This is a genomic window from Moraxella macacae 0408225 (assembly GCF_000320365.1).
Classification (GTDB): domain Bacteria; phylum Pseudomonadota; class Gammaproteobacteria; order Pseudomonadales; family Moraxellaceae; genus Faucicola; species Faucicola macacae.
In genome coordinates this window covers 525,260-538,192 of sequence record NZ_ANIN01000001.1, presented here as the reverse complement: position 1 = coordinate 538,192, position 12,933 = coordinate 525,260, and the positions used below count along the sequence as shown (strand labels likewise).

11 protein-coding genes are annotated in these 12,933 nt (G+C 39.6%); 5 read left to right on the top strand and 6 right to left on the bottom strand.

Features of this window, described 5'->3' with window-relative positions:
- Positions 1 to 173 precede the first annotated feature (173 nt).
- The 4 genes from grpE (at position 174) to dapB (ending at position 5,136) form a co-directional block, all read left to right on the top strand.
- Complete coding sequence (grpE, locus tag MOMA_RS02380) at positions 174 to 740, top strand: nucleotide exchange factor GrpE (protein WP_009767018.1); 567 nt, start codon at positions 174 to 176, stop codon at positions 738 to 740.
- Between the two features lie 202 nt (positions 741 to 942).
- Positions 943 to 2,877, top strand: a complete 1,935-nt coding sequence (gene dnaK, locus MOMA_RS02375; RefSeq protein ID WP_009767017.1) for a molecular chaperone DnaK — start codon at positions 943 to 945, stop codon at positions 2,875 to 2,877.
- A 217-nt stretch (positions 2,878 to 3,094) separates the two neighbouring features.
- Entirely contained in the window at positions 3,095 to 4,249 is a 1,155-nt protein-coding gene (gene dnaJ / locus MOMA_RS02365; RefSeq protein WP_009767016.1) for a molecular chaperone DnaJ, read from the top strand.
- A 77-nt stretch (positions 4,250 to 4,326) separates the two neighbouring features.
- The gene (gene dapB, locus MOMA_RS02360) at positions 4,327 to 5,136 is read left to right on the top strand and encodes a 4-hydroxy-tetrahydrodipicolinate reductase (protein WP_009767015.1); all 810 of its coding nucleotides are present in this window, start codon (positions 4,327 to 4,329) and stop codon (positions 5,134 to 5,136) included.
- 135 nt (positions 5,137 to 5,271) lie between these two features.
- Here dapB and MOMA_RS02355 read toward each other — a convergent pair whose 3' ends face one another.
- The 6 genes from MOMA_RS02355 to MOMA_RS02330 all read right to left on the bottom strand — a co-directional run bounded on the left by MOMA_RS02355 (position 5,272) and on the right by MOMA_RS02330 (position 11,935).
- Entirely contained in the window at positions 5,272 to 5,760 is a 489-nt protein-coding gene (locus MOMA_RS02355; protein ID WP_009767014.1) for a YajQ family cyclic di-GMP-binding protein, read from the bottom strand.
- Positions 5,761 to 5,835: 75 nt separating this feature from the next.
- Positions 5,836 to 7,917 (bottom strand): glycine--tRNA ligase subunit beta, encoded by a 2,082-nt coding sequence (gene glyS, locus MOMA_RS02350; RefSeq protein ID WP_040624964.1) that lies wholly within the window; start codon positions 7,915 to 7,917, stop codon positions 5,836 to 5,838.
- 99 nt (positions 7,918 to 8,016) lie between these two features.
- Complete coding sequence (glyQ, locus tag MOMA_RS02345; RefSeq protein ID WP_152411783.1) at positions 8,017 to 8,943, bottom strand: glycine--tRNA ligase subunit alpha; 927 nt, start codon at positions 8,941 to 8,943, stop codon at positions 8,017 to 8,019.
- 187 nt (positions 8,944 to 9,130) lie between these two features.
- A complete protein-coding gene (locus MOMA_RS02340; protein ID WP_009767011.1) occupies positions 9,131 to 9,769 on the bottom strand; it encodes a 3-oxoacid CoA-transferase subunit B in 639 nt (212 codons plus the stop codon).
- A 78-nt stretch (positions 9,770 to 9,847) separates the two neighbouring features.
- The gene (locus tag MOMA_RS02335) at positions 9,848 to 10,549 is read right to left on the bottom strand and encodes a CoA transferase subunit A (protein ID WP_009767010.1); all 702 of its coding nucleotides are present in this window, start codon (positions 10,547 to 10,549) and stop codon (positions 9,848 to 9,850) included.
- Positions 10,550 to 10,594: 45 nt separating this feature from the next.
- The gene (locus tag MOMA_RS02330) at positions 10,595 to 11,935 is read right to left on the bottom strand and encodes a short-chain fatty acid transporter (protein ID WP_009767009.1); all 1,341 of its coding nucleotides are present in this window, start codon (positions 11,933 to 11,935) and stop codon (positions 10,595 to 10,597) included.
- Positions 11,936 to 12,405: 470 nt separating this feature from the next.
- On the opposite strand from MOMA_RS02330, the gene MOMA_RS02325 reads away from it, so the two are divergent.
- On the top strand, positions 12,406 to 12,921 hold the full coding sequence (locus tag MOMA_RS02325; protein ID WP_009767008.1) for a hypothetical protein: 516 nt from the start codon (positions 12,406 to 12,408) through the stop codon (positions 12,919 to 12,921).
- Positions 12,922 to 12,933 lie beyond the last annotated feature (12 nt).

The window sequence follows — 12,933 nt, the reverse complement described above, 5'->3', positions numbered from 1 at the left end:
TTAAATTTTACATTTTTAAAAATTTAGCAAGCTGTTTTTTATGCTTTTTGCCAATTTTTTGTTGCAATGTGCTTGAAATTTTTAATATTTGGCATTATCAATTGGGTGAATTTGTTTTATTAACCGTTATTTGGTTAATCGTTTAGTCATTTAGTTAATTTTAAGGAAAAATCATGAGCGAGCCACAAAAAGAACAGGCGAATCAAACCGAAGCCACATCGACCATTTTGGGTGAAGCCCTACAAGAAAACACGCCCAGCAGTGAACAAAAAACCGTAGACAGCCAAGTGGATTTGAGTACTTTTCAAAATCGCATTGCAAAACTTGAAGAGCAAATAAAAGATGCCAAAGAAGCCCACGCACGAGCCAATGCTGAAGCCTACAACACTCGCAACCGCATGGAGCAAGAAACCGAAAAAGCCAAAAAATTTGCCCTTGAGCGTTTTGCCAAAGATTTATTAGATACAGTAGACAATTTGGAGCGAGCGATTGATAACTCACAAGCAGATGATCCTGTCTTAGAAGGAGTAAAGTTGACTCACAAATCCTTGTTAAGCGTTTTGGAAAAATACGGCGTGCAACCTATCAACCCACAAGGTGATGATTTTAATGCAGATTTTCATGAAGCGGTTGGCATTGATCCTGATGCAGAAAGTGGCAAAGTAGGTCAAGTGCTACAAAAAGGCTATACTTTGCATGAACGTTTGTTGCGTCCTGCGATGGTGCGTGTTGGACAGTGATTTTGATATTTGACAAGTGCTTTTAGAAATAATATTTTTTAAAAATCCCTTGAAAAAAATCATTGCAAAACCTATATAAACAACAAGATATTATTAGATTTATAAAATAAAGTTTTTAGTATAACTTAAACTTTATTATCAAGATTTAATAAACATTACTTAATAATCATTTAGCAAAAATTTTAAAAATTTGGAGTTATATATGGCTAAAATTATCGGTATTGACTTAGGTACAACCAATTCTTGCGTTTCTGTTATGGAGGGCGATAAAGTTATCAAAGTAATCGAAAACGCAGAAGGTGCAAGAACCACGCCATCTATCGTTGCTTATAAAGAAGACGGCGAAATTTTGGTTGGTCAATCAGCCAAACGTCAAGCAGTTACCAATCCAAAAAATACCTTATTTGCAATTAAACGCTTAATTGGTCGTCGTTTTGATGACAAAGTGGTGCAAAAAGACATTGGCATGGTGCCTTACAAAATTACCAAAGCTGACAATGGCGATGCGTGGGTGGAAGTGAATGACAAAAAATTAGCACCGCCACAAATTTCAGCAGAAGTGTTGAAAAAAATGAAAAAAACCGCCGAAGATTATCTTGGTGAAACAGTTACCGAAGCAGTGGTTACAGTGCCAGCTTACTTTAACGACAGCCAACGTCAAGCAACCAAAGATGCTGGTAAAATTGCAGGTTTAGACGTTAAGCGTATTATTAACGAGCCTACCGCGGCCGCTTTAGCCTACGGTATGGACAAAAAAGGCGGTGCTGATCGCAAAGTTGCTGTATACGACTTAGGTGGTGGTACATTTGATATTTCTATCATCGAAATTGCAGATGTCGATGGTGAACAACAATTTGAAGTGCTTTCTACCAACGGTGATACTTTCTTAGGTGGTGAAGACTTTGACTTAGCCTTGATTGAGTTTTTGGTTGAGACATTCAAAAAAGACAATAATGTGAATTTAAAAGGCGATCCATTGGCAATGCAACGTTTAAAAGAAGCTGCCGAAAAAGCCAAAATTGAATTATCAAGTGCACAAAGCACTGAAATTAACTTGCCTTATATCACCGCCGATGCAACAGGGCCTAAGCATTTGGTTATCAGCATTACGCGTGCAAAATTGGAAAGTTTGACCGAAGATTTGGTAAAACGCACCATTGAGCCTTGTAAAATTGCACTAAGCGATGCAGGTTTGGCAGCAAGCGATATTGATGATGTGATTTTGGTTGGTGGCCAAAGCCGTATGCCTTTGGTGCAACAACAAGTACAGGCTTTCTTTGGCAAAGAACCGCGCAAAGATGTAAACCCTGATGAAGCGGTTGCGATGGGAGCAGCGATTCAAGGTTCGGTTTTATCGGGCGATACCAAAGATGTGTTGTTGCTTGATGTTACGCCGTTAACCTTGGGTATTGAGACTATGGGCGGTGTATTGACGCCAATTATTGAAAAAAATACCATGATACCTACCAAAAAATCACAAGTATTCTCAACGGCCGCCGACAATCAACCTGCGGTAACCATTCAGGTTTACCAAGGTGAACGCAAAGTGGCCAATCAAAACAAATTGTTGGGTCAATTTGATTTGACGGACATTCCACCTGCACCGCGTGGCGTGCCACAGATTGAGGTTACGTTTGATATCAATGCCGATGGTATCATGAACATTTCAGCAAAAGACAAAGGCACAGGCAAAGCCCAATCAATCCAAATCAAAGCGGACAGTGGTTTAAGCGATGAAGAAATTGAACAAATGGTGCGTGATGCCGAGGCTAATGCTGCCGAAGATGCAAAATTTGCTGAGCTTGCCAATGTGCGTAATGAAGCCGATGGGCGCATTCACGCAGTGCAAAAAGCTATGAAAGATGCCGAAAGCAAAATTACTGAAGATGACAAAAAATCAGTGAATGAAGCAATTTCTGCGTTAGAGTTGGCGGTAAAAGAAGATGACCTTGACAACATCAAAACAAAACTTGAAGCGTTAGACAATGCTTTCTTGCCTGTTAGTCAAAAAATCTACGCTGAAGCAGGTTCTGCCCAAACAGCAGAGCAACCTCAATCAACTCAATCAACCCAGTCAACTCAATCACAAGATGATAGCATTGTTGATGCAGAGTTTACTGAAGTTAAAGACAAATAATTTTGTCAATCAATTAAAATTTATCAAATCAATCAAAAAATCATCGCTTGTTGGCGGTGGTTTTTTATTTTTTGTATGGAAATTTTGCGTGAGAAATTTTAGCAATCAAAGTAAAAATAGATTGAAAAAATCGGATTTAACACCATATTGATAAAAAAATTTATTTAGAATTTAGCAAAAAATAAAATTAGCAAGAAAAAATTGCCAGAGGACAATCATGTCAAAACGAGATTTTTATGCAGTGTTGGGCGTTGACAAAAATGCCAATGAACAAGAAATCAAAAAAGCCTATCGCAAACTTGCGATGAAATATCACCCAGATCGCAATTCAGAAGATCCACAAGCTGAAGAAAAATTCAAAGAAGCATCGCTGGCTTATGAAGTGTTAAGTGATGAGAAAAAACGTGCAGCTTATGATCGCATGGGGCATGATGCTTTTGAAAATGGTATGGGCGGCGGTTTTAGCAATGCCAATTTTCAAGACATTTTTGGCGATATTTTTGGTAGTATGGGTGGCGGACGTTCGAGCGGTTTTCAAGACATTTTTGGCGACTTTTTTGGTGGGGGGCGTACCCAAACGAGACAGCGTCGCGGTTCGGATTTACGCTATGTGTTAGAGCTAACCCTTGAAGAAGCGGTTGCTGGCGTGAATAAAAAGATTAATTTTACTGCCCCTGCACCTTGTAGTACTTGTCATGGTAAAGGTGCGCAAAACCCTGACGATGTGGTAACGTGTAATACCTGTGGCGGTCATGGCGTGGTGCGTATTCAGCAAGGCTTTTTAGCAATGCAACAAACTTGTCCTCATTGTGGCGGTTTAGGCAAACAAATCAAAAATCCATGTGGCGACTGTCATGGTTCTGGCGTTCAAGAAAAATCTCGCACATTGGAAGTGAGCATTCCTGCGGGTGTGGATAATGGCGATCGCGTTCGTTTATCAGGCGAGGGTGAGGCCATTCAAAATGGTGAAAGTGGCGACTTGTTTGTAGAAATTCGGATAAAAAATCACGATAAATTTGTGCGAAATGGGGCGGATTTGCACATTGACATACCGATAAGTTTTGCTGATGCTGCACTTGGGTGCGAGGTTGAAGTGCCAACCCTTGATGGGCGTATTAACCTACGCATTCCAGAGGGCACACAAAGCCATAAAGTATTTCGCATCAAAGGCAAAGGCGTAACCCCTGTGCGTATCAGTATGAAAGGTGATTTATTATGCCGGGTGATTGTGGAAACGCCGATGAATTTGACTGGTGAACAAAAAGAATTGTTACGCCAATTGCAAGCATCTATGGGTGAGCACCAACAATCAGATAAAAAGAAATCGTTTTTTGACAAAATCAAAGACGAAGTAAAAGATATGTTTGATTGATTTTGATAATAAAGCTAAAATTGTTCCACGTGGAACAATTTTTTTAACAAAAATTTTGGCATTTTTAGGTAAAAATTATGACAAACATCGGTATTATTGGGGCAAATGGCAGAATGGGTAAAATGCTTATCCAAGCGGTATGTCAAAACCCCAAAGCTAAGCTTGTGGGGGCGATTGAACGCACAGGATCCGCTTTTGTTGGTGTGGACGCAGGGGAGCTTGTGAATATTGGCAATATTGGCGTGCAGTTGGTAGATGATTTAACCCAAGTGATTGACAAAATCGATGTGTTGATTGATTTTAGTTTGCCACAATCCACTGAAAAAAACTTAGCAATCTGTGTCAAGCATGGTGTTAATATGGTTATTGGCACAACGGGATTAAGCGATAGCCAAAATGCTTTTGTAAAACAAGCAAGTCAAAACATTGCAATTGTGTATGCGGGTAATTATTCCACAGGGGTGAATTTAAGTTTAAAATTACTGGCGATCGCAGGGCGTGCTTTTGGTGAAACCGCCGATGTGGAGATTATAGAATCACACCACAAACACAAAATTGATGCCCCATCAGGTACGGCTTACATGATGGCTAACACCATAGCCAATGCTCGTGGGCAAAATCTAAAAGACGTTGCTGTTTATGGGCGTAAAGGGCAAACCGGTGAGCGTCAAGCAGGAAGTATTGGCATACATGCCCTGCGTGGTGGTGAAATTGTGGGCGATCATACGGTGATGTTTATTGCCGATGATGAAATCGTAGAAATTACCCATAAAGCCTGTGATAGAAAGGCTTTTGCGACAGGTGCTGTGCGTGCAGCGATGTGGGTTGTTCAGCAACAATCAGGGCTGTTTGACATGCAAGATGTATTGGGATTAAATTTGGTTTAATTCATACTTTTAACCAATGCTAACCAATACTTTTAACAATGCTTAACTTTCTACTGCTTGTGCAAGACAAGCGGTAGAAAATATTCATAATGGTGTTTTAGGTTTTTGTCTTATCAATGTTTTAACCAAGTTTAATTAATCTTTAAAATTATTAAACTGTAGCGGTATGCCAAATTGCTTTTCTTTTAAAAATGCCATAGCAAGTTGCAAATTGTCTTTTTTCTTGTCATTGACGCGGATTTTATCGCCTTGAATGCTTGCTGATACTTTTAAATCCGACTCTTTTAATGCCTTGCTGATTTTTTTGGCGGTATCGCTGTCCAGGCCGTCTTTTAAGTCAATTACTTTTTTGATTTGTTTGCCAGAGCCTTGATTGTTCTTAGGATCAAGCGATTGCAAATCCACGCCACGCTTAATTAAATTTTTTTCAAGCATGGTATATATGTTTTCCATTTGCAAATCATTATCACAGCTAATGGTGATGGTTTTGGCTTTTTCGTTTAGTTCAACTTTAATATCACTCCCTTTAAAATCAAAACGAGTGGCGATCTCTTTTTCGGTATTTTGCACGGCATGCTTGACTTCAAAGGTTTGTAATTCAGAAACAACGTCAAATGATGGCATGATTTTTCCTTATTGTTTAAAAATACTATTGTTTAAAAATACTTAATTGTTAAAAACTAACGGTTAAAGCGATGTTTACAGTTGCAACAGCCCAATGTCTGCCACGGTTAAGAACAGATTTCGCACTTGTGCTAATAATGCCAAACGGTTGTTTTTTAATTTTTCATCGTCAACATTTACCATAACACGCTCAAAAAAGTCAGCAAGCGGAGTGTTTAGATTGATTAAATGTTGCAAAATACCATGATAATCAGCAGATTGCGCTAAAATTGCCACTTGCGTTTTGGCGGATTTTACCAAATTAAACAGGGTGATTTCGCTGGGTTCTGTTAGTAAATTTTCATCAACCGCTTGGGCTATGTTGCCGTCAGTTTTTGCTAGGATATTTGCAACACGTTTGTTGCTTTCTGCCAATGGTTTGGCTTCGTTCAGCGTGCGAAAATTTTGCACGGCTACGATGCGTTCGTCAAAATCAAGTGGCATATGCGGATTTAACGCCTGTACCGCCAAAATTGTATCCACGTCCACGCCTTTATCCTCATACATCGCGCGGTAGCGTAAACTGATAAAATTCATGACATCGGTAAAGGTTTTGGCTGGGTTGTCAATTTTTTTGCCATAGTTTAATACCGCCTGTTCAATGAGTGCCACAAGGCTAATAGCAAGTTTTTTCTCAATCAAAATCCGAAGTACGCCAATGCTGGCACGACGCAGGCTAAACGGATCTTTTGAACCTGTTGGTGCTTGGTTAATGCCAAAAATTCCCACCAAGGTGTCAATGCGATCAGCCAAGGCTAATGCTATGCCAATGTCGGTTTTTGGTAAGTTGTCGCCACTAAATTTTGGCAAATATTGCTCTTCAAGGGCATTTGCAACATCGATGTTTTCACCATTTAAGCGAGCGTAATAAGTACCTGCAATGCCTTGTAGTTCTGGAAACTCGGCAACCAGTGTGCTTGCCAAATCACATTTTGACAAAAGCCCTGCACGCGTGGCATTTTCCACATTGACACCCATCAAAGTGGCAATAAAAGCTGAAAGTTTGGCAATACGTTCGGATTTTTCCCAAATTGTGCCAAGTTTATCCTGAAATACGCGGTTTTTTAGGTTGTCAGATAATGCAAACAGTGGCTGTTTTTGATCCTGTGAAAAGAAAAATTCGGCATCGGCCAAACGCGGTATCACAACCTTTTCATTGCCTGCAATGACTGTATTTTTATCCTTGCTGTCAATGTTGCTAACAAAAACAAAATACGGCTGTAGCTTGCCTTTTTTGTCGGTTAGACAAAAATATTTTTGGTCGGCTTGCATGGTGCTAATCAGTGCTTCTTGTGGCACGCTCAAAAAACGTTCAGGAAAAGTTGCCCGTAGTGCAACAGGATAATCCACAAGGGCGGTTACTTCATCTAATAAATCATTTGGCATGATGGCAGTGGTTTCTACTTCATCAGCAAGTTTTTGTACTTGGATTTTGATGTTGTTTTGGCGTTTATTAAAATCTACGATAACTTGATGTTTGTTTAGCAAATTTTCATAATTATCAGCCGTATCAATTGTAAAAAATGCCGGTGAGTGGTAGCGATGGCCGCGTGTTTGGTTGGATATTTTAAAACCCTGAATAAAGCCGTTGATGGTTTTATCATCACGCATCAGCACAACCCATTGTACAGGACGTACAAACTCATGACGGTTTATACCGCTGCGCATACGCTTGGCAATGGGTAGGTTGTCAAGGGCGTTTTGGAATATGGTTGGTAAAATATCATCAACTTTTTCACCTTTGATGGTTAAGTTATAGCCGATGTATTCACCTTTTTTGTCGCTGACGGTGATTAAGTCATTTTTGCTTAAATTTAATCCTTGGGCGTTTAAGCCTTGCAAAAAACCTTGACCTGCTTTGGTGAGCTCACCTTGTTCATCAAAGGTTGCTTTAACTGCAGGCCCGCGTTTTTGTTCCGTTTTGTTGGGCGTGGTTGTGGCAACATTGGTAATAAGCAGTGCCAAACGACGCGGAGCACAAAACGCCTTGAGATTGTCAAAAGCGATGTTTTGCTCAATTAAGGCTGTTTTGACGTGATCCAGTAGGGCATTTTGTAGGGTTTTGAGTGATTTTGGTGGCAATTCTTCAGTGCCAAGTTCAAATAAAATGGTATTCATTGTTTTGCCTTGTTTGTATTGGTAAAATTTAAAAAGCATGACTTTTAGCAAAAACTTAGTGATTTTTAGCTTAGTGATTTTTAGCTTGGTGGTTTTAACTTAGTGATTTTCTGGTAGCCACTTTTTTAACGCTTCTTCTTTGTGTTGTTCATCGGCGAGTGGAAAACCAAGTTTGGCACGAGATTTGGTATAACTTATTGCAACGTTACGAGCCAATGTTCGCACACGCAGAATAAAACGTTGGCGTTCGGTTACGCCAATTGCACCACGAGCATCCAGTAAGTTAAATGTATGACTTGCTTTTAAAACCATTTCGTAAGCAGGCAAGGACAAATTTGCCATGATGAGTTTATCCGCTTGTTCTTCGTAAAAATCAAACAGTTCAAACATTTTGGTTGTATCGGCATATTCAAAATTATAGGTGGATTGTTCCACTTCGTTTTGGTGAAATACATCGCCATAGGTTACGCGTCCAAATTCACCGTCCGTCCATATCAAGTCATACACACTGTTGACACCTTGAATGTACATTGCAAGACGTTCTAAACCATAAGTAATTTCACCAGTTACAGGGAAGCACTCGATACCTCCAACTTGTTGAAAATAGGTAAACTGGGTTATTTCCATACCGTTTAGCCATACTTCCCAACCCAATCCCCACGCACCCAATGTTGGACTTTCCCAATTATCCTCAACAAAACGCACATCATGGGTTAACACATCGATACCTAAGGCTTCAAGTGAACCTAAATACAGCTCTTGAATATTGGCAGGGTTAGGTTTTAATACAACTTGAAATTGATAATAATGCTGTAAGCGGTTTGGATTTTCGCCGTAACGCCCATCGGTTGGACGTCTGGAGGGTTGAACGTAGCACGCATTCCATTTTTCAGGGGTTAAAGTGCGCAAAAAAGTCGCCGTGTGAAATGTACCTGCTCCCATTTCCATATCGTAAGGCTGCAACACAACACAGCCACGCTCCGCCCAATAATTTTGTAAGGTTAAAATCATTTGTTGAAAAGTCATCATTTTATCACCGGTTAAAATCATTAAAATCTGTCTATTATACCCACTAATCCACCTAAATACCAAAAATTACTTGGTTTTTCTATATTTTTTGCCAAATTTTTATAAAATTTTTGGCACGATAAAAAACACCTTGAGATAAATGTCTCAAAGTGCCATAAAAAATTGGCTGTTTATGATTGATTGTTTATGATTGATTGTTTATCAGTGTTACACCAGTTTTGCTTTGTACTTCAGCAAAACTTACCCCATCGGCCAACTCAATCAATTTAAGCCCACTGTTTGTTACATCTAATACCGCCAAATCGGTGATAATGCGCTGTACTACTTTTTTGCCAGTCAAGGGCAAATCACAGTGCGGTTTAATCTTAAATGAGCCATCTTTGGCAGTGTGTTCCATCAAAACGATAACGCGTTGCACGCCTGCCACCAAATCCATCGCGCCACCCATGCCTTTAACCATTTTACCCGGTATCAGCCAATTGGCTAAATCACCTTGTTCACTAACCTCCATTGCACCTAAAATTGCCAAGTTTACTTTGCCTCCGCGAATCATTGCAAACGATTGGGAACTGCTAAAAAAACTTGCACCTTGTTGTGTAGTAACTGTTTGCTTGCCAGCGTTAATCAAATCAGCATCTATTGCATCTTCGGTAGGAAATGCACCGATACCAAGCAGACCGTTTTCAGACTGTAACATGACATGGATATTTTTTGGAATATAATTAGCCACCAAAGTGGGCAGTCCAATGCCAAGATTGACATAAAAACCGTCTTTTAGTTCCTGTGCTGCTTTTTGTGCCATTTGTTCGCGATTCCACGCCATTGATTTCTCCTTTTTTGAGTTATTGTTGTAAGGTTTATTGTTGTAAGGTTTATTGTTTGCAAGTGAATTGCAAGTGGATTATCTGGGCTGTATGGTGCGTTGTTCAATGCGTTTTTCTGGGTTGGGATTGACAACAATCCTATGCACGTAAATGCCGGGCAAATGCACACTGTCTGGATCAATATCACCCACTTCTACCAACTCTTCAACCTCTACTACGGTGATTTTGCCAGCAGTTGCAACATCAGGGTTAAAGTTGCGTGCGGTTTTTCTAAATATTAAGTTGCCCATTTTGTCAGCTTTCCATGCTTTTACCAGTGCAATATCAGCAACCAATCCACGTTCCATAATATAATCCTCACCGTCAAATTGGCGTATTTCTTTGCCTTTGGCCACTTGTGTGCCTACACCTGTTTTGGTGAAAAAGGCAGCAATACCGGCACCACCTGCACGCAATTTTTCTGCCAATGTACCTTGTGGGGTAAGTTCAACTTCCAGTTCACCTGATAAAAACTGGCGTTCAAATTCTTTATTTTCACCCACGTACGAAGCAATCATTTTTTTGACTTGACGCGTTTTTAAAAGCAACCCCAGACCAAAATCATCGACGCCTGCATTATTGCTGATACAAGTTAAATTTTTAACCCCTGTGTTGCGTAGTGCATAAATCAGAAGTTCTGGAATTCCGCACAGACCAAAACCGCCAATTGCAATTATTTGGTTGTCATAAGTGATATCCGCCAAAGCCGATTGGGCGTCTTTATACAGTTTATTGCTCATGTTGGTTCCTAAAATTTTTGTTCCTAAAATTTTTATTGCTTAAAATTATCCAAAAAGAATAAATACACCACAAATTAAAATACCTGAATAACCAAGTGCCATCAAACAATAGCCCATAATAGCACGCGCATCCAATCCAACAATACCCAAAAGTGGCAACGCCCAAAACGGCTGAATCATATTCGTCCAAGCATCGCCCCAAGCAATTGCCATTGCTGTGGTTACAGGTGATACACCAAGTGCTGCACCAGCAGGCAGCATGATAGGGCCTTGCACCGCCCATTGACCGCCGCCTGAGGGCACAAAAATATTGACAAGGCCTGCACTTAAAAATGTCAAAGCAGGAAATGTGTGTTCATTGGAGATAGCCACAAAAGCATTGCTGATCTGATTTGCCAAAGAACTTGAACCTTCATTTGCACCCATCATAAGACCCATAATGCCACCATAAAACGGAAAAAGCAGAACAATCCCTGCAATGCCTTGAATGCTATCTTCAATAGCACGGCTATAGCGTTCGGGCGTTTTGTGTGCCAACAATCCTGCAAACAAAAACAGTGCAATGACAATATTTAATGCCAAATTAAAACCATTGTTAGCAAAATGTCCAAACAAATACACCGCAGCAATTGCCACAACGATGAGTGCAATAAAACGATTGTCATCAAGTTTTTGTGCAGGCGTGTCGCGTAAAGGCAGATTGGGTATGGGTTCTTGTAGTTTGGCTAAATCGGCAACAATGGGGTTTTTTGGCAACATAAGCATGTTAATAACAGGCAGTCCAATAAATAATCCTGCTATGATGACAAGGTTTAAAGGCGAAAACAAGGTTTGGCTAACAGGAATGGCAGATGTTATGGTTTCACCTGACAATCTGACCAAATCTGCACCGTTGGTTGCCAAGGATAGCGGAATAGATCCAGATAGACCACCATGCCAAATCAAAAACCCTGAATAAGCAGATGCAACCAACAATGGATAATCCACGCCTTTGACCTGACGTGCCAAAGATTTGGCAAAAACCGCACCAACAATCAGCCCAAAACCCCAATTTATCCAACAACCAATGAGCGACACCACAGTTACCGCAACAATTGCCTGTTTTGGACTTTTGACACGCGCAGCAAGCGAATCTAACAATTTACCAATCATCGGTGCTTTGGCAAGCACATGACCTGTTACCAAAATCAATGCCATTTGCATTGAAAAACCGAGCAAGGACCACAAACCATCACCCCAAAATTTGGCAGCTTCAATGGGGGTTTGATTGGTAAAAATCAGCACAGCAGCATAAACTGCGATACTAAGTAGGCTACAAAAAACAAACGGCGAGGGCAGGTAGTTTTTTACTATTTTGACCGATAGATCGGTGAGTGCTCGAATCATGTTAAATCCTTTTATATATTAATAAGCCTTGTGGCGATACTGGAATAACGTCAATGTTTGCCAGTTTTTGGTATTTGTCTTTTAGAAAATTATCCTATATTCTTATGTTTCAAACTCAATACAAGGTTTCAAGCTCAATACAATATTTCAAACTCAATACACTGACAAAATTTCATGAATGAAATCATGAAGCTTTTTGCGTGTTTTACACAGTTTGTTTTTACCTAGTTTGAAAGGTTTGAAAGTTGTTATGGTATTAATTGTAATGTAAAATAATTTTAATGTCTACAAGTTTTCGCCTGATATCTGCCCTTTAAGAAAGGGTTTTTTATAATTTTATTTAACATATTTGATTAAAATTAATAAATCTAATAAATACAATTGACAGTCGATAAAACAGTAAATTACAATACCAAAATTCAACAAACCAAACTTAACAAATTGTTGTTTTTAAGCATGGACACCAAAAAATGGACGTTTTAGCTACAAAACAGGTACACAAATTTCCGTGCGTTTTGTGCATAGCCACAGGATTGATCTGTTTTGGGATAAGCCAAACCTCCATCGCCGATACAACCAAAGCGATAAACTGGCTAAAAAATAACACAAAAAGTTACATTGCATCTGAATTACAAACCAAGCAAGAAATTGGCTTTGCTTTAGCAAAACCACAAAAAAACTTAACCCAAATACAGCAACAAATTCAACAAGAACAAAGCACAGAGGGTCTGACACGCTTAATATTACTATCTTACAGTCAAAACCAAACCGCCGATGCCAATACAGCTTGGCAAAAACTCTTAACCAATCAAAACCAAGATGGCGGATTTGCTCATTTGCAAGATTGGCAATCTAATCCTTTGGATACCGCTTATGTATTGATTGTTTTAGATAAAACCAATTATTTAAACACATTAGATGATAAAACTTGGCAACAATGGCAAACTGTGATTGCCAAAGCCTTACAATATTTGGCAAGCCAATAACAAAAAAACGGT

Coding starts and splice junctions, on each gene's coding strand:
- grpE (WP_009767018.1), top strand. CDS start 174: ATGAGCGAGCCACAAAAAGAACAGGCGAATCAAACCGAAGCCACATCG.
- dnaK (WP_009767017.1), top strand. CDS start 943: ATGGCTAAAATTATCGGTATTGACTTAGGTACAACCAATTCTTGCGTT.
- dnaJ (WP_009767016.1), top strand. CDS start 3,095: ATGTCAAAACGAGATTTTTATGCAGTGTTGGGCGTTGACAAAAATGCC.
- dapB (WP_009767015.1), top strand. CDS start 4,327: ATGACAAACATCGGTATTATTGGGGCAAATGGCAGAATGGGTAAAATG.
- MOMA_RS02355 (WP_009767014.1), bottom strand. CDS start 5,760: ATGCCATCATTTGACGTTGTTTCTGAATTACAAACCTTTGAAGTCAAG.
- glyS (WP_040624964.1), bottom strand. CDS start 7,917: ATGAATACCATTTTATTTGAACTTGGCACTGAAGAATTGCCACCAAAA.
- glyQ (WP_152411783.1), bottom strand. CDS start 8,943: ATGACTTTTCAACAAATGATTTTAACCTTACAAAATTATTGGGCGGAG.
- MOMA_RS02340 (WP_009767011.1), bottom strand. CDS start 9,769: ATGGCGTGGAATCGCGAACAAATGGCACAAAAAGCAGCACAGGAACTA.
- MOMA_RS02335 (WP_009767010.1), bottom strand. CDS start 10,549: ATGAGCAATAAACTGTATAAAGACGCCCAATCGGCTTTGGCGGATATC.
- MOMA_RS02330 (WP_009767009.1), bottom strand. CDS start 11,935: ATGATTCGAGCACTCACCGATCTATCGGTCAAAATAGTAAAAAACTAC.
- MOMA_RS02325 (WP_009767008.1), top strand. CDS start 12,406: ATGGACGTTTTAGCTACAAAACAGGTACACAAATTTCCGTGCGTTTTG.